Below are 20,317 nucleotides of genomic sequence, written 5' to 3'. Positions count from 1 at the left end.
AGGAATAGTAATGAACAACCCACTGGAAACATTTGAATCAATAAGAGATTTTTATATTTCGTACCTTGAAACGGCCTTCCGTATTGGTTCATCAGACATACAGTCTGAACGGCGAGCGTTACTGGAACAGCATGGGACATTATGTGCCGATCTATTTCTTGAACCAATGCCCCGATATCAGCACTATGGCTTAACTATCAGCGAATTACGAAATGATGCTCATGGTCAGACATGGTTGCCAGGGTTTAATGCGCAACAAAGGGCAGCATTCATCGACCTCTGTTTAGGTGGACTTCTGCCCCGCAATAAAACGGATTCAACTAAGGGACGTTTTAATCTTTATACCCATCAACTGGATATGCTGAAAAGAGGGGTACAGTCGGGGAAACCGGGCATTGTCACCTCCGGGACTGGTTCCGGTAAAACCGAATCATTTTTACTGCCGGTTCTGGCACAGATCGCAAAAGAAGCCACCGGCTGGCCGCAAAGCCCGGCGTTGAAGCGTTGGCAACCGTGGTGGCATAAGGTAGCGGATAAACAGCCCAGCTTCATGCGCGAGCATGAGGCCGCTGCACGTCCGAAAGCGGTACGCGCGCTGATCCTCTACCCGATGAATGCCTTGGTAGAAGATCAACTGGTACGTATGCGACGGGCGCTGGATTCCAGCGAAGCTCATGATGTCATGGATACGTATTTCGGCGGCAACCGGATCTTCTTTGGCCGTTATACCAGCGCAACTAAAGTAACTGGCTGGCTTAAACATCCCCGAATCAGTGAAGAAAAAAATGAGAAAAAGCGCGTGGCTAAAAAAATCACCGAGCTGCGTGAGTATATGCAATTAACGGAAGAGACCCATCAGGAGGCGGTACGACAAGCGCAGCAGGACAAGGATAACGAATTATCGTTTAATTTCCCCCGAACCGCTGGTGGAGAGGTTCTCAGCCGCTGGGAAATGCAAGAGACACCGCCCGATATTCTGATCACCAACACCAGCATGCTCTCAACGATGCTGGTTCGCGAGGTGGACGATCCTATTTTTGAGCAAACCCGTCAATGGATTGAGCGCGATCCTGATGCCTACTTTTATCTTATTCTTGACGAACTTCATCTACAGCGAGGAACCGCTGGAACTGAAGTCAGCTACTTGCTTAAATATTTGATCAACCGGCTGGGACTGGATCAGGAAAAACACCGACACAAATTGCGTATTCTGGCCTCCAGCGCCTCTTTACCCGTTGAAGGGTCTGAAGGTGATCAAAGCGTCGAATATTTATGGGGGATGTTCGGTCAGCGGGGATTACCCGCAGGTGCCTCTTCCAGCGACTGGAGAAAATGTATTATTAAAGGTGACACCCTTCCCCTGGGTAATATGTCTCTTTTCCAGGGGGATCTGGAGGAGTTTTATCACGCAGTACTTCAATTACAGCAAGCACCATTTACCTCATTACAACACTGGCAGAATGTCGCCCGCAGCATGGGAATGACAGCTAGTGAAGCCTCTACAGAACAACTAGCACAACGTATCGTTTTACAGGCGGGCAACCTGCTTGAAAGTGGCTGCTATACGGATGATCATTCTCCGAGAGCTACGTCAATCAAAATGCTTAGTTCACGCCTTTTTAACGCCCAACCCCATAGTGATAAAGCGCTCCAGGCATTAATCTGGTTACGTTCGACTGAGGGAGACTGGCCGCAATGGTTTTCACATGTCTTTCCTGATGATATCGGTGCGCCACGTTTCCGCGCTCATGCTTTTTTGCGCGCTCTTGAGGGATTATATGTCGCGCCATTGCCCGTCCCTAGCGCTGCATCTGCGCAAGAAATTAATCACAGATATTTTGGCGATCTTACCGTCGAGTCCGGCTTACGTTACGGCAAAGATAAAAAATCGCGACGTGTCGAATTACTCTATTGTGAATGTTGCGGTAATCTCTTTTTGGGGGGTAAACCTTCGGTCTTTTCCGGTTCAGAAAGTCGAATTGAACTTTTACCCAACGATCCTGATACGGAACAACTGCCCGAACACGCAAAATCAGTCATGGTAGAACGACGATCTGCTGAAGAATACGCGCTATTTATGCCCGTCGTTGAACGTTTCTGGCCGAAAGGAGATGAGGAGCTAAACAGCGATAATTACAATACTTTTGGTACTTGGGTAAAAGCCAGCTACGATCCATTTACCGCCACTATCCAACACCCAGTATCGCTATTAAAACCGCTACCAGAAAACCATATCGCGGGCTGGTTCTATTACGTCAAACCCGGTGAATTTGCCTCCTCGGAAAGAGACCAGTCATCCAGCCAGTCACCGGGAACGGCGCTACCTTTTCAGTGTCCGGCGTGCGGTACGTCCTATAAATACGGCAAAGGTAAGCTTTCCCCAATCCGTAGCTTTCGCGTCGGTTTTTCGAAAACGACACAGCTACTGGCCAGCTCGCTAATGGCGGAACTACAGCGATCGGGTAATCGTGAGCAACTGGTAACGTTTTCAGACAGTCGTCAAGATGCCGCAAGGGCGGCGCTCGATCTGGAATCGGGTCACCATGACGACGTCAGACGAGAAATTGTTGTCCATTCGCTACAGACCATTGCGGCTGATAAACCGTCCCATAACCAACTAAAAATACGCCAGGCAGAGATAGAGAACCGGAATAAAACACTAGTTAACCTCAGCGTAAGGTCGGATGAGGAAGAGGATGAATTGGATCAACTTGCTGATGAACGAAAGAAAATCAGAAGGTTATTATCAAAGCCTGAAGCTGACAGCATACCTCTGCGTGAGATCCTCGAACCTGAATCACCGGATGCAGGTCAACCGCTTGGTCCGCTGTTAAGGGCGCAGGTCGATGCAGGTATTCACCCTTCCGATCGTACTGGCATCGCGCCCGTTCCCGATCCAGAAAAACATGAAGAAGGTACTCTGACCTTTGCATGGCAACAACTCTTTGAAAAGAACGCGCAGGGGGAGTGGTGCTGGAAGGCACTTCCATCCTATGAAGACAACCTGCTTGTGGCACGACAGGAGATTTCACGCGATCTGAAACGGTTAGTGGGGGAAAGCGTATTCAGTAAAACCTATTTCGCGCTGGAAGAGTCCGGTTGGGGTTATCCCTGCCTTCCCATTACCGGAAACGACTCACGGGAACATCTCACGATTTATAACGCAATGTTTCGTGTGTTGGCAGACGCATACCGGGTGACCCCTTCACAATATACAAAGCCAGAAACTCCATGGCGTTCAGCGCGCGATGTCAATCATAGAAACCGCCTGTACCGTTTTACACAGGAGATATGCCAGTGCTCAGGAGGCGATCCTTTATCTTTAATTGATAGTTTTCTCCGGCAACTAGAGCTGACTGGCCATCAGGGCGGTATTATTGATATTGGTAAAATGCACTTTCGCCTGGCGAAACCTACTGATCGCGTCTGGCGCTGCTCCCGTTGTGGGCGTATACACATGCACACCGGCGCGGGAATATGTACTCGTTGCTACTCTCCTTTACCAGAAACGCCGTGCAGCGAGGCAAAAACGCTCCAGATGCAACACTATCTCGGTAAACGTCTCTCACATTCTTCTGGTATCCACAGGATGCGCTCAGAGGAACTGACTGGAATGACAGAAAATCCGGCGGCAAGGCTACGCCGGTTTAAAGGTATTTTGATTGCCGACGACGATGATATTTTACCAGAAGGAATGAAAAATTTTGAGCCAGATCGAGATCTTGACCGGGCAGCTCGGGTGGTTGATGTGCTTTCTGTAACCACAACCATGGAAGTGGGCGTGGATATCGGTGATTTACGTGCGGTTTTTCAGGCCAACATGCCGCCACAACGCTTTAATTATCAACAACGTGTCGGACGTGCCGGACGACGTGGACAAGCGTTTTCATTCGTATTAACCACGTGTCGCAGTAAAAGTCACGATCTGTTTTACTTCCGCTATCCGGAAAAAATTACCGGCGACCTCCCTCCTCCACCATTTCTGACTACAAAGCTGGAAATGATCTGCCAGAGACTGGTACGAAAAATCTGGCTGGTGTCGGCATTCAAATGGTTAAGACAGCAAACGGAAAAAGCCGATCACCCATGGCCGGTTGACGACTACGCACACATCCCTGATAACCATGGTGAGTTTTTCCCGGTGCACTGGCTGAAAGAAAACCAAACGGACTGGCTGCCAAAAATCCGGCAGGCCATTGAAGCAACCATCCTGGCGCGCGATGAATTTACCCAGACTAGCACACAGCAAAACCCCCATTTGTTCCAGAAAATTATTCAGCCTTTGACACCGGAACAGCTGATTCAGGATATCAACGCCGTACTGAACGACAGCGCGATGGAGGCGAAAGGGCTGGCAGAGGCGTTGGCGGAACACGGTAAATTCCCAATGTATGGCATGCCGACCCGATCACGCCTTTTGCTGACAAGACCTGTCAGCACAGGTGAAAAAGAAATCGAATTCGCCAGCATGGACCGCGATCTGGATATTGCGATACAGGAATTTGCTCCCGGAAAAATTCTGGTTCAGGATAAACGGCGCTACTTTACAGCAGGTTATAGTGGACTGCTTAAACAAAGCAGAAAAAATCCACGATCATTTTATTCAAATGCCTGCGAACCGGGTGAACTCAGAACAATGACCGCCTGTCCGGAGTGCAACATCTGGGCTCCGGCAAACTCTCTGGCTACCAAATGTACTATCTGTGGTGCCGTTATGGATAAGGCAGAGCGCTATCAATGCTATGTTCCTTATGGATTTATCACCACGCTGGAACCAAAATCGGCCAAAGAGGATTTTGATCAGATCCTGACCACAGCCAGTCGTGTATCAATTGCAGAAGCCTACGCTTTTTCTGCAACGCCTGAGCCTGACGTTAATGTGGCGATACAGCTTCAGCCACAGACATGTCTGCACCGCCTGAATCGGGGAATTTATGCCAATAAAACATGGCGTGGTTTCAGCGCAACACAGGGGGACCTATCGGTCCCTTTCAGAAAGCAGGGGACCTACCAGCCGCTTTCGGCGAACCGGGTTTGGATGGATAGTCAAATAATTGAGACCAACCTATCAGTTAAAAACCACTTTACCGAGCGGGGAGAAACCCGAAACACATTTTATCTTGCCGCGCCTAAAGTGACTGATCTACTTGCGCTAATGGTTGCCCAAACCCCACCAGGTCTCCGGCTACAGTATTCCACTCTAACTCCGGCATTCAGAGCTGCTGCGCTCTCGGCGTCTTTTATCATTGTTAACTATGCATCAAAAGAACTATTGGATATTGATCCTGAAGAAATTGAAATTCTGGAACCCCGCGTTCAAATACTGAAAAACGGTAAGTCGGTACCGGTTCTGCAAATGGCCGATCGTCTGGTTAATGGTTCAGGGTTATGTGAACGGCTGCAGCAGAAGGACGCATCCGGCTCTCTCATTATACTTGAGGTCATGAAGAATATTTTAAATAACAAAACGGCTTACCCTCTGGCTGAGTTTCTGCAATCCGATCATCGCGAACGATGCTTTCAAGGGTGTTATCACTGCCTGCACCGATACGGAAACCAGCCGTATCACGGGTTGCTGGACTGGCGTCTGGGACTGGATGTTATTCAACTTCTTCTGGATCAAACCTATAACGCCGGGCTGAACGGTGATTTTACATCTCCGGGCGTGTCTGACTGGCCGGAAAATGCCTTACGATTAGCCAAAGAGGCCGCTTCGCTATATAGCGACAGTGACGTAAAAGTGATGGGGAATATACCCGTGATTCGCACCGGTGACGGGCGGTGGGCCGCCGTATTACATCCATTCTGGGATCCCGATGCTGCATTTGCTGCAACCCCCGAACTTGAGGTATTTTCATATGAGGTGGACGTAGACGCGACGAATACTTTTGCATTGTCCCGCCGCATGGGGACTGAAATGGCGAAATTACGGACTCAGGCGTAATCATCTCAGGAGTGATAATGCAATGAATGAAATGACGCTATTGCGTACTCGTCCGGTACTTCCTTCCCTGTTGGGTTATTTCGCCGTTTGCCCGGCGAAATACCAGCTGGAAAGTAAAGCTCATTCTTACGCTCGTTTACCGCTGCACCCAGGAGTGATTCTGGACCAGGTAATTCAGTGATACCCGATAGCTCAGTAGCCCTGACTTTAGCATCAGTAAGAGCCATGATTTATCTCCTTGCGTTGGTACAAACTATTATTGAATCGAGAGATACCAACATGCTTAAAGCAACAACATGCAACAGCAGATACTTGATATGGGTTTATTTTAGCATAGCGGGGAAAACCAGATGGGAGAGGGAAAACCTTATAAATCATAAACTTTAGGCATAAAAAAAGACGCTTTTAGCGTCTGATTTTTGGTGCCGAAGGCCGGACTCGAACCGGCACACCCGAAGGCGGTTGATTTTGAATCAACTGCGTCTACCAATTTCGCCACTCCGGCACAGAAGTGTGTCTGGAAAACCTGCCCATTATACTTGCGTGAAGAACCCTCGCAACAATTATTGTTAGTTTTCAGTTTGATTGGCGAAAAAAAGTGCATTTGGGGAGTTGTTACTATCATAAAACACGACCTAGAGGTTACATCACGATATCTATCGTTAATGCTTTAATCATGTTGTATCGATAAATCAATTATCTTGTTTTTCTTATGTCTACGTTTATTTTTTACCTTATTACTACTTTTTTCTTATTTTTTTCTTATCTTATTTCTTTTAAAGATTATATCGTCATTATATAAATTTATTAAAACTAACTTATTTAATCGATATATTTTATTATACATAACGATAAATAAAAAAAGGATCAAAACTTGGGTTAGTGTTTTGATCCGATAGTACTGCTAAACGAGGGCTTTATTTTATTTTAATGACTATAAATTATTTTTGTAGCGTCACTGCCCTTTTCTCCCCTGGTGTGAGGAAGAGGGTAATTATGTTTTATTAATATAATGTACTTCTTTATCTATACTACATATTATTGATATAAAGGATTAACTACTTTACTAAGATACTTCTTACTACTATATAGGAAATTACTATTTAATATAAAGGTACTTATTTACTGCGTTAATGAAGGCACAACTATCTAATATAAAGGTACTTATTTACTACTTTAACGAAGGTACTGCTATCTAATATAAAGGTACTTATTTACTATTTTAACAAAGGTACTGCTATCTAATATAAAGGTACTTATTTACTATTTTAACAAAGGTACTGCTATCTAATATAAAGGTACTTATTTATTGCGTTAATAAAGACGCAACTATCTAATATAAAGATACTTATTTACTGAGTTAACGAAGGTACTACTATTTAATATAATGGTGTTGAAACATTACTATTAATATATAAATTATTTATTATTGAAGAGGTCATTTTATAATATACCTCTTATTACTTCACTCTATTATTGCTGTGATATCTTTGCTCTGTAACTCTTATATTCTCAGTCTCTCAACTTGATGAAGCTATAATAAATTTAATTTCACAATCCCACAATCATTAAATTATTACAAAATATGATACACACTTATATTCCTTTTACAAACATCCAATAACAAATCCAATTAAAACAAAATAAAGAACAATAAACCATACACATGTAATTCAATAGATTATAACACCATTCATTAACATCTTCTTGATAAACATATCCTAACTTAATAATAAAGAAAAGCTAATAATAAGGTTAAAAATTGGGGTAAATTGAGGAAGATTGTAACTTAACGGTAATACTTCCCTCACTTTTAGAGGAGAAACATAAAGGAAATGTCCTTTTATGATGCAGTTTTTCTTCACTCTCTTTTTCTTAGAGACAATTTGACACATTTAATGCCAACTTTGTGATAACTGGCTCTTGCACTGATAGACATTCTTATTTCTGATAATATAATCAAAATTTAGTTTAAATCTGATTAGAAGGCGGTGTTATGGGCATTGTTGGCTGGATTATAACAGGCATATTTGTTGGTATTATCTTAGGTGCCGTATTAAAAATGATAAAGAAAAAATAGCGCGATAAGAAAGGCACCAAATTAAAACATAAACCATTTTATGTTGATCGCATTCCTTTCACCTCACTGACTTCTGTTGAAAGTAAAAATGAAAAAACATTTTCTAAAATATCTTATGATCCCAGTCGCTTTATTGACATTGAATGCATGTAGCCAGCGTTCGTCATTACCACCAGCGACACAACCTTCTATGTTAAATCAACAGAACAGTGTACCTGAATTAACGCAATGGCCTACGGCATTAAGCCCTAATGTAAGCAATGCAAGAACACTGTTTGATAAATATGCCTCACAGATTTATCAAAAGAGTAATCCTCAAGGCATGGTTATTGTCATGATCAATAACTCTCAAACCTTGAATCGTTCTTTTGGGACGACAACACCTGAAAGCCGCAATGCACCATCAATGAACTCACTGATCCGTATCGCTTCTGTCACAAAGCTGATGACCAGTGAAGTGATGTTAAAGTTACAAGATGATGGAAAATTATTAGTCACCGATCCACTGCAAAAATACAGCTACTATGGTGTAGATATTCCATTAGTTAGCGCTCAATCCCCTATCCGTCTTTATCATTTAGCGAGTCATACCAGTGGTTTTCCGCGAGAACAACCGGGTGGAAAATGGGGAAGACCTGTTTTTATATGGCCAACGCATGGCGACCGCTGGAACTGGTTGAAAAAAGCGACACTGACATCTACCGCAGGCAATCAAGCGGCTTATTCAAACCTAGCTTACGATCTATTAGCGGATGCCTTGGTGAAAGCATCAGGTAAAAGTTATCCTCAACTTTTACAACAATATGTCACTCAGCCCGCAGGCATGACTAATACCACACTGACACCAACGCCAGCGCAATGCCAACGGCTATTAATCGGATATAAACCCAGCCCATGCTCTGACACCATCGCAGCGGCCGGAAGTGGAGGTGTGTACTCAACGCCTGCCGATATGCAACGTTGGATGCAAGGCTTTTTGACTTCTCATAACGCCATGCGAAAGGCAACAGCAAGTAAAGAGCAATCTGTCTACTTTCCTCGTAATCGACTCTCTTCAATAGAAGGGATGGATGTGGCGGGTCGTGCTGATGGCGTGGGTTTAGGCTGGGTTTATATGGCTCCCGCCAATGGTGTTCCGGCCATTTACCAAAAAACAGGTGGCGGCGGTGGGTTTAATACTTATATGGCAACCATCCCTGAATTAAATATCGGTGTATTTGTGGTGATCACCCGTAAACCTAACGGCACTAAATTTAGTGAAGTAACTCAGGGGACTAATGCTCTTGTTCGTGCGCTAGCAAAAGATTTTTATCAGTGATCGCATACTCAATAGCAATAAAAAAGCGCCTTATAAGGCGCTTTTTGTTTTTCTGGCTGATATTTACTTAGCGATTACGCTTCATCAATAACCATAAACTCAACGTTAGGAAGAGCATTCCCGGTACTAATGCGGCAATCACTGCGGGTATGCCATAAACCAAACTTAATCGTCCTGAAACTTCATTGACGATATAGAATAAGAACCCAAAAGAGATCCCCGTTAAGACTCTTAATCCCATTGGTACAGTACGTAGTGGGCCAAAAATAAATGACAATGCCATTAACATCATTACCGCAACAGAGATTGGAGCAAAGATTTTTTTCCAGAAATTCAGCTCATAGTTTGCTGACTCTTGCCCACTCTGTTTTAGATATTTAACGTACTGATAAAGCCCGCTGATCGATAATGCATCTGGATCTAACGCCACAACGCTTAATTTTTCTGGCGTTAGTCGTGTTGGCCATTCAAGTGATACCTGTTTTTTACCTGTGATTTTTTGTGGATCAGTTAAATCTGATTGCTCGACTTGCGTTAGCATCCACGTTTTTTTATTCACATCGTAGATTGCACTTGATGCATAACGTACCGTTTCTAGTTTTCTATCATTATTAAAATCATAGAGTGTGATGCCTTGCATCTCATTTTGGCTCTTTATTCGGTTGATATGAATAAATTGGTTGCCATCTTTAGCCCACATACCACGGTTAGTGGAAACTAAAGAGTTACCCATGATTTTTTCGGCACGATAGTTACGTGCGTATTGTTCACCTTGTGGCGCACCCCATTCACCAATCAGCACAGTTAACAGAACCAATGGAATAGCGGTTTTCATCACAGAGCCTGCAATTTGCAAGCGGGTAAATCCCGATGCTTGCATCACCACCAACTCACTGCGCGTTGCTAATGCACCTAATCCTAATAACGCACCAAGTAATGCCGCCATAGGAAAGAAAATCTGCACATCTTTAAGGATATTTAAAATCGCGTAAACACCCGCATCGAGAGTGGTGAAATCCCCTTGCCCTACTTTACGAAGTTGATCGACAAATTTAATAATGCCGGATAATGAAACCAGCAAAAAGAGTGTCATCAAAATTGACTGTAAAATAGTACGCCCGATATATCTATCTAATACACCAAACATCAGGCAACTCCTTTCTTAAAGCGAGCGCGGAATTTACGCATAGGCAAGGTATCCCAAACATTCAATAAGATAGCCAAGGCAAGATAAGCGCCATTAACACTCCACATTGCAATTAGGGGATCCAGTTTTCCTTTTTCACCGTTAGAGTGCAATGAACTTTGTAGTAAGAAGAACACCAGATAAAGCAGCATGGCTGGTAGCATACTTAATACGCGACCTTGACGTGGATTTACCTCACTTAAAGGCACGACCATCACCGCCATAATGATAACAGAGAAAATCAAAGTTAAGCGCCAATGGAATTCAGCGATAGACTCTGCTTCATTTGAATGCCAAAGCTCAGTCATCGTTTTTTGTTCTACGCGATTACTGCGAATGGTAGATTCACGGTGCCCGATAACAGCTTGGTAGTCATTAAAATCGGTAATACGAAAATCACGTAGTACAGCCGTACCTTCATAGCGAGTTCCCTCACTTAATACGACTATTTGATTCCCGTTAGGTAATTCTTTGGTATAGCCTTTATCTGCCACCACGACAGAAGGACGCTGATCTTGTGTTGGACGCAACTGTGCAAGAAATACATCTTGGAATTGATTCCCTTTTACACTACCAAGATAGAGCACCATATTGCGGTCGCTGGACATTTTAAATTGCCCTTCCATCAATGCAGCTAAACTTGGGTTTGCTTTAGCATCCTCAAGGACTTGCTCTTGATGCGCCGAAGACCAAGGAATAAGCCAAATGACATTTCCTGCGGCTAATGCGCTGGTGAGTAATGAGAGCAACAGTGCAGCTTGCACCAATGCTTTCTTACCTATTCCGCACGCATTCATGACGGTTATCTCACTTTCAACATAAAGTTTGCTGTAAGTCATCAGAAGCCCAAGAAAAAGGCTTAATGGAAGAATAAGCTGTGCCATCTCAGGAATTCCCAGCCACAGCAGAGAAATCACGAGGTTTGTAGGAATGTTACCTTCAACAGCAGCCCCTAAAATTTCAACCAGTTTCTGGCTAAAGAAGATAAGCATCAAAATAAATAAGATGGCTATCTGACTTTTAAGGGTTTCCCGAGCTAAATATCGAATTATAATCACGCTAGTTATGCCTGTGAAAACTTGTCTTTTTGCAGGAAAATCGCTAACTTCGTTGTATATCTATCATTTGTGCATCTCAGTTAGACATTCTTGCAGCCCAAATGATATCAAAACATGCTATAAACAGGTTCCCAATAAGAACAAGCTTATAAGTTAGCTAAATTAGTTGTGTTCAATTAATGCATTTAGCTTAACATAAAAAGTAAACTTTCTATGGGGTAGATTAATGCGGATCACTATTCTAAACGATACTTTCCGTTTTTGTCTTTAATATTCAGGAGAACGCATGGAGTTTAATGTAAAAAGCGGCAGCCCAGAGAAACAACGCAGCGCTTGTATTATCGTGGGGGTGTTTGAGCCTCGTCGTTTATCTCCGATCGCGGAGCAACTTGATAAAATCAGTGATGGCTATATCAGCGCCCTGTTACGCAGAGGTGAACTAGAAGGCAAAGTCGGACAGTCATTGCTGTTACATCATGTACCAAATGTTCTCTCTGAGCGCGTTTTACTCATTGGTTGCGGTAAAGAGCGTGAATTGGATGAACGCCAGTATAAACAGATTATTCAAAAAACTATTAACACACTCAATGAAACTGGCTCGATGGAAGCCGTATGCTTTCTAACTGAGTTACATGTTAAAGGTCGAAATAATTACTGGAAAGTGCGTCAAGCAGTTGAGACTGCAAAAGACTGCCTCTATACCTTTGATCAACTGAAAAGCAATAAGACAGAATTACGTCGTCCATTACGTAAAATGGTCTTTAATGTACCGACTCGTCGTGAACTACCAAGTGGTGAACGCGCAATTGCACACGGTTTAGCCATCGCATCAGGTATTAAAGCATGTAAAGATTTAGCTAACATGCCACCAAATATCTGTAATGCTGCTTATTTGGCATCTCAAGCTCGTCAATTAGCAGACTCCTCTCCAAATGTTTCTACGCGCGTTATTGGCGAAGAGCAAATGAAAGAGCTAAATATGGATGCTTACCTTGCGGTAGGACAAGGCTCTCAAAATGAATCTTTAATGTCGATTATCGAATATAAAGGCAATAAAGATCCTGACACTCACCCAATTGTGTTAGTAGGTAAAGGGCTGACATTTGACTCAGGTGGTATTTCTATCAAACCTGCTGATGGCATGGATGAGATGAAATACGACATGTGTGGTGCTGCAACGGTTTATGGTGTGATGCGTGTTGTTGCTGAACTCCAGTTACCAATTAATGTCATTGGTGTACTTGCGGGTTGTGAAAATATGCCGGGTGGAAAAGCATATCGCCCAGGTGATATTTTAACAACCATGTCTGGACAAACTGTTGAAGTATTAAACACCGATGCTGAAGGTCGTTTAGTGCTGTGTGATACGTTAACTTATGTTGAGCGCTTTGAGCCTGAATTAGTTATCGATATCGCAACATTAACAGGTGCTTGTATGGTGGCTTTAGGGCATCACTATAGCGGATTAATGTCTAATCATAATCCATTAGCACATGAATTAATGAATGCATCAGAGCAAGCAGGTGACCGCGCTTGGCGTTTACCATTAGGCGAAGAGTTCTATGAACAAATCGAATCTAATTTTGCTGATTTAGCCAATACTGGTGGCCGTTTAGGTGGCGCAATTACCGCGGGTTGTTTCTTAGCGCGTTTTGCAACTAAATATAACTGGGCTCACTTGGATATTGCAGGCACAGCATGGCGTTCTGGTAAAGCCAAAGGTGCAACAGGCCGTCCTGTTTCTTTATTGTCTCAGTTCTTACTTAATCGCGCGGGTTTGAATAGCGACGAGTAATACCGCATAATTATCAGGGTTAAGGTATTACCCTATTATTATGGTAAATAGAGCAGACTCCAAGAAGGGTATTGCAACGCAATACCCTTCTGTTATCGGGATATCATGAAAAACGCCACGTTTTATTTAATGGAACACCCATCAATACACGATGATTTACAGGCTCATGAGTGGCTTGCCTGTCAACTTACTGCTGAACATTGGCGATTAGGCAAACGTATTTTGTTGGTTTGTGAGTCTCAAGCTCAAGCTGAATTGCTTGATGAGGCATTATGGGCAAGAGAACCTCATCAGTTTGTTCCTCATAATCTTGCAGGTGAAGGTCCTCGTTATGGCTCTCCTGTTGAATTATGTTGGCCTGGAAAACGTGGTAATGCACCTCGTGATCTCTTGATTAATTTGCAATCGCAATTCGTAGACTTTGCCACAGCTTTCCATGAAGTGATAGACTTTGTACCTATTGATGAACAATTGAAACAGTTGGCGCGTGAACGATATAAAATTTATCGTAGCGTCGGCTTTACTTTGACAATGGCTACGCCGCCAACCTATTGAATACGTAAAGAATATGGAAAATAAATCCGCACCGAAAGAGCCATCGCTCGACACAACATATAATCCAGCAGAGATTGAACAACCTCTGTATCAGCATTGGGAAAAAAATGGCTATTTCAAAGCCAATGGCGATACAACAAAAGAAAGCTTCTGTATCGTGATCCCACCGCCAAACGTCACAGGTAGCCTACATATGGGTCATGCTTTCCAGCAGACCATTATGGATACCATGATCCGTTATCAGCGCATGCAAGGTAAAAACACCTTATGGCAGTCAGGTACTGACCATGCAGGTATCGCAACCCAAATGGTTGTTGAGCGTAAAATTGCCGCTGAAGAAGGTAAAAATCGTCATGACTATGGTCGTGATGCATTTATCGACAAAATTTGGGAATGGAAAGCGGAATCAGGCGGTAACATTTCTAACCAAATGCGTCGTTTAGGTAACTCTGTTGATTGGGAACGTGAACGTTTCACAATGGATGAAGGATTATCTAAAGCGGTTAAAGAAGCTTTTGTTCGCTTACATAAAGAAGATCTAATCTACCGTGGTAAACGCCTTGTAAACTGGGACCCTAAATTACACACAGCGATTTCTGATCTTGAAGTCGAAAACCGTGAAGTTAAAGGATCTATGTGGCATCTGCGTTATCCTTTAGCTGATGGGGCGAAAACCGCTGAAGGTAAAGATTACCTCATTGTTGCAACAACACGTCCTGAAACCATGTTAGGTGATACCGGTGTTGCTGTTAACCCAGAAGATCCTCGCTATAAAGATTTAATTGGTAAAGAAATTATTTTACCAATCGTTAACCGTCGTATCCCTATTTTAGCGGATGAACACGCTGATATGGAAAAAGGTACAGGTTGCGTAAAAATCACCCCTGCTCACGACTTTAATGACTATGAAGTTGGACGTCGTCATCAATTACCAATGATTAATATCATGGACTTTGATGGCAATATCCGTGTTAGCGCAGAAGTTTTAGATACCAATGGTGTTGAGTCTGATATTTATAGCACTGAAATTCCAGCAGCCTACCAAGGTATGGAACGCTTTGCTGCACGTAAAGCCATCGTTGCTGAATTTGAACGTTTAGGTTTATTAGAAGAGATCAAACCTCACGATTTAACCGTACCTTACGGTGACCGTGGTGGTGTCGTTATCGAACCTTTATTAACAGACCAATGGTATGTTCGCGCAGCGCCTTTAGCAAAACCAGCTGTTGAAGCTGTTAAAAATGGCGATATCCAATTTGTACCAAAACAGTATGAAAATATGTACTTCTCATGGATGAATGATATCCAAGATTGGTGTATTTCTCGTCAACTGTGGTGGGGTCACCGTATCCCTGCTTGGTATGATAACCAAGGCAACGTTTATGTTGGTCGTGACGAAGAAGAAGTTCGCCGTGAAAACAATATCGCAGCCGATGTTGCATTACGCCAAGATGATGACGTACTGGATACCTGGTTCTCATCTGCACTATGGACATTCTCAACATTAGGCTGGCCTGAAAATACTGAAGCACTGAAAACATTCCATCCAACGAATGTCTTAGTCAGTGGATTCGATATTATATTCTTCTGGATAGCTCGCATGATCATGATGACCATGCACTTTATCAAAGACGAAGACGGTAAACCGCAAGTGCCATTTAATACGGTTTACATGACAGGTCTTATCCGTGATGAAGAAGGCCAGAAGATGTCAAAATCCAAAGGTAACGTACTTGACCCTCTGGATATGATTGACGGTATTTCATTAGAAAACCTGTTAGAAAAACGTACTGGCAATATGATGCAGCCACAAATGGCTGAAAAAATTGCTAAACGTACTAGCAAAGAGTTCCCAGAAGGTATTGAAGCACACGGTACAGATGCCCTGCGCTTTACCTTAGCCGCGTTAGCCTCAACGGGTCGCGATATTAACTGGGATATGAAACGTCTATCTGGTTACCGTAACTTCTGTAACAAGCTGTGGAATGCAAGCCGCTTTGTGCTGATGAATACAGAAGAGCAAGATTGTGGCTACCAAGGTGGTGAGATGACATTCTCACTGGCTGACCGTTGGATCTTAGCTGAATTTAACAATACCGTTAAAGCCTATCGTGAAGCGTTAGACAACTATCGTTTCGATATCGCTGCTGGTATTTTATATGAGTTCACTTGGAACCAATTCTGTGACTGGTATCTTGAGCTATCAAAACCTGCGGTACACAAAGGTAATGATGCACAAAAACGCGCAGCACGTCATACACTGATTGAAGTATTAGAAGGCTTACTACGCCTTGCTCATCCAATTATTCCATTTATCACAGAGACAATCTGGCAACGAGTGAAGGAAGTAAAAGGCATTGAAGGTGAAACCATCATGCTACAAGCTTTCCCTGAGTTCGATGCTGCGCTGGTGGATGAACAAGCACTTAACGATCTTGAGTGGATCAAAGAAGTTATCGTTGCGGTTCGTAACATCCGTGCTGAAATGAATATTGCTCCGGGTAAACCACTTGAAGTTATCTTACGTGGTGCCGATGACAATGCTAAACGCCGCGTTAGTGACAATATTGGTTTCTTAAAAGCAATGGGTCGTTTAGCGGATATCCGTCCATTAGCAGAAGGTGAAGAAGCGCCATTATCAGTTAATAAACTGGTTAACGGTGCAGAATTGCTGATCCCAATGGCAGGCTTTATCGATAAAGATGCAGAGCTTGCACGCTTAGATAAAGAGCTTGAAAAAGTAGAGAAAGATATCACAACTTTAGATAGCAAATTATCTAACGATGGCTTTGTTAGCCGTGCGCCAGAAGCAGTCGTAGCGAAAGAGCGTGAACGCTTAGCAACTTGCTTAAGCGCCAAAGAAAAACTGATCGCACAGAAAATCTCTATCGCTTCTTTATAAGCACAATCGCTTTAAAGACACTGAGATTAATAATAAAAACCCGCGTTTATCGCGGGTTTTTACTTAATATCATTCAGCTAAAAAATAAAACCATTTTTCACTTCATTTCTTGTTATTCTCGGTTCTATTCTCGCCAATCCGCCTTTCTCCCCCCTTATTTTCGCTTAAATTTAATCACTCACTAAAATATAACGCTAGAAATAAAGGGGATAAGTAAGCAAAGAAAAAGGGTTAACGGTTTACAAACACGCTTAATCAATTAAGATAGTTTTTGTAGCCATCCGTGCTACTTCCAATGAAGAAGTTCCTTTCCGGTGCTCTCTCAATACGTAATCAAAAAAATAATCTACTAATAAGTGAAACGATGAGTGCAACTATGACTGCAACCCAAACTATAACCTCAAACATTGTTATCCGAGCGATTGAAGAAAAAGACAACGCTGGCATTGCACGCGTTATTCGTGAAGTCTCCGCAGAGCACGGTTTAACTGCCGATAAAGGCTTTGCTGTTGCTGATCCGATTTTAGATACTCTCTATGAAGTTTATCACCAGCCACGTAGCGCTTACTGGGTTGTTGAAATGGATGGAGAAGTTGTTGGCGGTGGCGGTGTCGCACCACTTGCTGGCGGTGATGGCAATACCTGTGAATTACAAAAAATGTACCTTTCATCCAAACTACGGGGCAAAGGTATTGCGAAAAAAATCGTTCTACAATCTCTTGAATTTGGTAAAGAGCAAGGCTTTAGCCGTTGCTATTTAGAAACCACAGATATCTTAAAAGCGGCTGTTGGTTTATACGAAAAACTAGGATTCGAATTTATTGATGAAGCATTAGGTAATACGGGTCATAGTGATTGTGAGATCCGGATGGTGAAGCCACTTTAAGTGTTCTTGCTGTTCCCTACGTAATACAATAAATAAAATAAGTTCGACTTTACCCGCATTTTTATGCGGGTTTTTATTATCAAAAATAGCATCTATAAACACAAATTCTATTTTTCAAAATGATATAAAAGAACTCTATTTACCCTCTATTTGTTCAAATTGATTTATAATTAGATTATTAGCTACTTATTATTTATTAATTTCTTATCTTAAATATCATTAAAATACACAAGTTGATTTCTTTATTCATTTCACTCTAGATAATTATATTTCACTTCTTAAGTTAAATATTTTTTAGCATCTTTTCTATTTTAAATTTCCTTATTTTTTAGATTGCTATTTATAGCTAATTTAATATCTTTATGCAGATAAAGTCATGCATTGGCTTTTATAACTCTAAAATTTAAAAGGAATTTTTTCATGAAAAACTTTGTTAAAATTGCACTTATTGCTTCTGTAATTACCGTAATGACTGGTTGTACTGGTAGCGTATACAATAAAGAAAAAGACTGTAACTACGACTACTTACTGCACCCAGCAGTTTCTATTTCTAAAATCATTGGCGGTTGTGGCGACACAAGCAAATAAGATTTAAGAAATAAATGTATTAATAAACTGCATTCTGACTTATTGTTGCTAAGAAAGAATGTAGTTTTTTTATTTTTTTCACCACTTTTCTCTATAACCTTGTATAAGTAGCATCAATTTTTTTCAGTATAGACTTTATCAATATTCTAATTAGAAATAGCCTTGTTTATAGTATGGTTAAGCTATTTCCTTATTATACGTCTTATTTTTGTATTTTTATTTCTTTTTTGCACTCTATTATCTTGTAAAATTTTAGTATTTCTCAATTTTAATTATATTTTTAAATTGAAAAAAGCAGATGAAAATATACTTATATACCACAAAAATATTATAAGATTTCAAAGCAGGTTATATATATTTTTCAAGGCTTTTTAGCAGAATCTAATAGGGATCTTTAGCTATCAACTTATTATTTAAACTAATGAGAAGTTATCGATAACTATTTGATTAAATTTATTATTCTATGAATAATTTATATTTAACTAAAATATAAAGGGAAGTTGTATGCAATGTAGTGATTTACAATGGTTTTACTGCAAAGATGGTGAAATCATGGATGCTAATGAAGCCATGGAAAAGCGATTAGCTCTTTATCGAAAAATAGGTCGAGAGCTTAAAAACGCACATAATCGCTCAAAAGAATGTTTACCGCCTACAGGATTAGACGAGTCGATTTATTATCGATGCGAAGGAGATACCCCCTCAGTTGAAACCGCGCTAAATAATCCTTGGGTAAAAAGAGTTGAAGATTTTGGAATAACATCAACTAAAGGTATTAAAAGAATAGAAGATACCGCTGTATACTTGGGCGTTTTTCCTCCCCAAATGATGGGCATGAACTTTATTCTTAAATCTCGACTCTCCAGAAATCCTCGTATCATACAAGAAAATATTGAGGCAGTTTATTTATTACGATTTATTATAGATCCTTACGAAAATATTGCTGAAACCCTCAATATTATTATTGGTTCAATAATCAGTCAAATTTCACCAACGAGAAAACAGAAGTTATCTGATCATATTCAAGTAATAACTAATATTTCTAGCTCAAATAATGCTATCAATTTTAAAAATAAGCTTGATATTGACGATCAAGTAAATGTATCTGTTAAAAATTTTGCAATCGGTGTTGGAGTTGATGTCATGACTGAATCTAATATCCGAAAATTTATTGTGACTGCGATAACTACTCAAATTGTTTCCTCTGTTGTTTTAAAATATCCAACTTTCTTTAAACCAGTCAGTACACAAACAGTGATTAATCGAGCAGTTATCGTAGCTACTGTGATATACAGCTATGGAACCATTGAAAAAATGTCAGAAGCAGCAAAAAGATTAAAAAACAAAAATAAAACAGTCTTTGAGGCGTTGGATAAAAGCAAGATCACTATGGCCTATTATTTTGTTGAAGAAGAAATAGGACCATTAATTACTTTAGCAGCAAGCCCAAGTAGCGTAGCTAGTGATGATGCTTTTATCTCTGAAGTGCGTCATTTAATTAATAAATATAAAAATTAGAATACACTCTCATCCGATATACTATATCCAGAAGTACCAGCCATAATTTGTGAGGTGGTAATATCACGATATCTAACAGTTAATTGCTCTTCAGGATCTATATCATTGCGTAAAATATTATTTGGGCATTGATGTGAATAATCAATAATAGATGCCTCATTTAGTTTCACTGTGAAATATTTCTCAATTCCACCATTTTGTGCAGTACGATAATAATCAAAATTTAAACTAAGAATTTCATTATTTGAAACTGCAATAAGTAATAAAGGAGAAGATTTATCGATTAGCTTGGTAAACTCTATAGGCTGATGAGCTAAATTTTGGGATCTAGATACTGAGAAATTCAGTTCTGTAACAAATATTGCATCTTCTTTTCCTGTTTGATAACGATTTCCTATTGAATCCAATGTTCCACAGCCACGAGAAATCAAGCCTTGTTGTTTCCCTTCTAACGTAAGATAGATTAAATTAGCCATTAATAAAGTCC

General features: G+C 41.3%; 12 protein-coding genes and 1 tRNA gene. 9 read left to right on the top strand and 4 right to left on the bottom strand.

Features of this window, described 5'->3' with window-relative positions:
* Positions 1–10 precede the first annotated feature (10 nt).
* Entirely contained in the window at positions 11–5,944 is a 5,934-nt protein-coding gene (locus QQS39_RS01940) for a DEAD/DEAH box helicase (RefSeq protein ID WP_285805284.1), read from the top strand.
* Between the two features lie 22 nt (positions 5,945–5,966).
* A complete protein-coding gene (locus tag QQS39_RS01935) occupies positions 5,967–6,125 on the top strand; it encodes a hypothetical protein (protein ID WP_285805283.1) in 159 nt (52 codons plus the stop codon).
* Positions 6,126–6,364: 239 nt separating this feature from the next.
* Here the strand turns inward: QQS39_RS01935 and QQS39_RS01930 are convergent.
* A tRNA-Leu gene (locus QQS39_RS01930) sits at positions 6,365–6,449 on the bottom strand.
* 1,663 nt (positions 6,450–8,112) lie between these two features.
* Here QQS39_RS01930 and ampH point away from each other — a divergent pair.
* Complete coding sequence (gene ampH, locus QQS39_RS01925) at positions 8,113–9,342, top strand: D-alanyl-D-alanine-carboxypeptidase/endopeptidase AmpH (protein ID WP_285805282.1); 1,230 nt, start codon at positions 8,113–8,115, stop codon at positions 9,340–9,342.
* Between the two features lie 67 nt (positions 9,343–9,409).
* Here ampH and lptG read toward each other — a convergent pair whose 3' ends face one another.
* Positions 9,410–10,489 (bottom strand): LPS export ABC transporter permease LptG, encoded by a 1,080-nt coding sequence (gene lptG / locus QQS39_RS01920; RefSeq protein ID WP_151434052.1) that lies wholly within the window; start codon positions 10,487–10,489, stop codon positions 9,410–9,412.
* Entirely contained in the window at positions 10,489–11,586 is a 1,098-nt protein-coding gene (gene lptF / locus QQS39_RS01915; protein ID WP_151434051.1) for an LPS export ABC transporter permease LptF, read from the bottom strand. Before lptF ends, lptG begins: the two co-directional genes overlap by 1 nt.
* Before the next feature lie 286 nt (positions 11,587–11,872).
* On the opposite strand from lptF, the gene pepA reads away from it, so the two are divergent.
* The 6 genes from pepA (at position 11,873) to QQS39_RS01885 (ending at position 19,830) form a co-directional block, all read left to right on the top strand.
* A complete protein-coding gene (gene pepA / locus QQS39_RS01910; RefSeq protein WP_285805281.1) occupies positions 11,873–13,381 on the top strand; it encodes a leucyl aminopeptidase in 1,509 nt (502 codons plus the stop codon).
* Between the two features lie 105 nt (positions 13,382–13,486).
* Positions 13,487–13,936, top strand: coding sequence for a DNA polymerase III subunit chi (locus tag QQS39_RS01905; protein WP_023583544.1), 450 nt, complete (start codon positions 13,487–13,489; stop codon positions 13,934–13,936).
* A 13-nt stretch (positions 13,937–13,949) separates the two neighbouring features.
* The gene (locus tag QQS39_RS01900) at positions 13,950–16,838 is read left to right on the top strand and encodes a valine--tRNA ligase (protein WP_151434049.1); all 2,889 of its coding nucleotides are present in this window, start codon (positions 13,950–13,952) and stop codon (positions 16,836–16,838) included.
* Positions 16,839–17,214: 376 nt separating this feature from the next.
* On the top strand, positions 17,215–17,724 hold the full coding sequence (locus tag QQS39_RS01895) for a GNAT family N-acetyltransferase (protein ID WP_151436705.1): 510 nt from the start codon (positions 17,215–17,217) through the stop codon (positions 17,722–17,724).
* A 420-nt stretch (positions 17,725–18,144) separates the two neighbouring features.
* The gene (locus QQS39_RS01890) at positions 18,145–18,312 is read left to right on the top strand and encodes a YhfL family protein (protein WP_036914671.1); all 168 of its coding nucleotides are present in this window, start codon (positions 18,145–18,147) and stop codon (positions 18,310–18,312) included.
* Positions 18,313–18,816: 504 nt separating this feature from the next.
* Positions 18,817–19,830, top strand: a complete 1,014-nt coding sequence (locus tag QQS39_RS01885) for a hypothetical protein (protein ID WP_109372658.1) — start codon at positions 18,817–18,819, stop codon at positions 19,828–19,830.
* On the opposite strand, the gene QQS39_RS01880 is transcribed toward QQS39_RS01885, so the two are convergent.
* Complete coding sequence (locus QQS39_RS01880; RefSeq protein WP_109372659.1) at positions 19,827–20,306, bottom strand: Hcp family type VI secretion system effector; 480 nt, start codon at positions 20,304–20,306, stop codon at positions 19,827–19,829. The genes QQS39_RS01885 and QQS39_RS01880 overlap by 4 nt on opposite strands.
* Positions 20,307–20,317 lie beyond the last annotated feature (11 nt).

This window comes from Proteus appendicitidis (assembly GCF_030271835.1).
Classification (GTDB): Bacteria; Pseudomonadota; Gammaproteobacteria; order Enterobacterales; family Enterobacteriaceae; genus Proteus; species Proteus appendicitidis.
The sequence above is the reverse complement of the archived record's forward strand: the minus strand, read 5'-3'. Positions and strand labels throughout refer to the sequence as shown.

Excerpts from the sequence above, each read along its gene's own strand:
- QQS39_RS01890 (WP_036914671.1), top strand. The coding sequence starts at position 18,145 with ATGAAAAACTTTGTTAAAATTGCACTTATTGCTTCTGTAATTACCGTA.
- ampH (WP_285805282.1), top strand. The coding sequence starts at position 8,113 with ATGAAAAAACATTTTCTAAAATATCTTATGATCCCAGTCGCTTTATTG.
- pepA (WP_285805281.1), top strand. The coding sequence starts at position 11,873 with ATGGAGTTTAATGTAAAAAGCGGCAGCCCAGAGAAACAACGCAGCGCT.
- QQS39_RS01880 (WP_109372659.1), bottom strand. The coding sequence starts at position 20,306 with ATGGCTAATTTAATCTATCTTACGTTAGAAGGGAAACAACAAGGCTTG.
- QQS39_RS01885 (WP_109372658.1), top strand. The coding sequence starts at position 18,817 with ATGCAATGTAGTGATTTACAATGGTTTTACTGCAAAGATGGTGAAATC.
- QQS39_RS01935 (WP_285805283.1), top strand. The coding sequence starts at position 5,967 with ATGAATGAAATGACGCTATTGCGTACTCGTCCGGTACTTCCTTCCCTG.
- QQS39_RS01900 (WP_151434049.1), top strand. The coding sequence starts at position 13,950 with ATGGAAAATAAATCCGCACCGAAAGAGCCATCGCTCGACACAACATAT.
- QQS39_RS01895 (WP_151436705.1), top strand. The coding sequence starts at position 17,215 with ATGACTGCAACCCAAACTATAACCTCAAACATTGTTATCCGAGCGATT.
- QQS39_RS01940 (WP_285805284.1), top strand. The coding sequence starts at position 11 with ATGAACAACCCACTGGAAACATTTGAATCAATAAGAGATTTTTATATT.
- lptG (WP_151434052.1), bottom strand. The coding sequence starts at position 10,489 with ATGTTTGGTGTATTAGATAGATATATCGGGCGTACTATTTTACAGTCA.
- QQS39_RS01905 (WP_023583544.1), top strand. The coding sequence starts at position 13,487 with ATGAAAAACGCCACGTTTTATTTAATGGAACACCCATCAATACACGAT.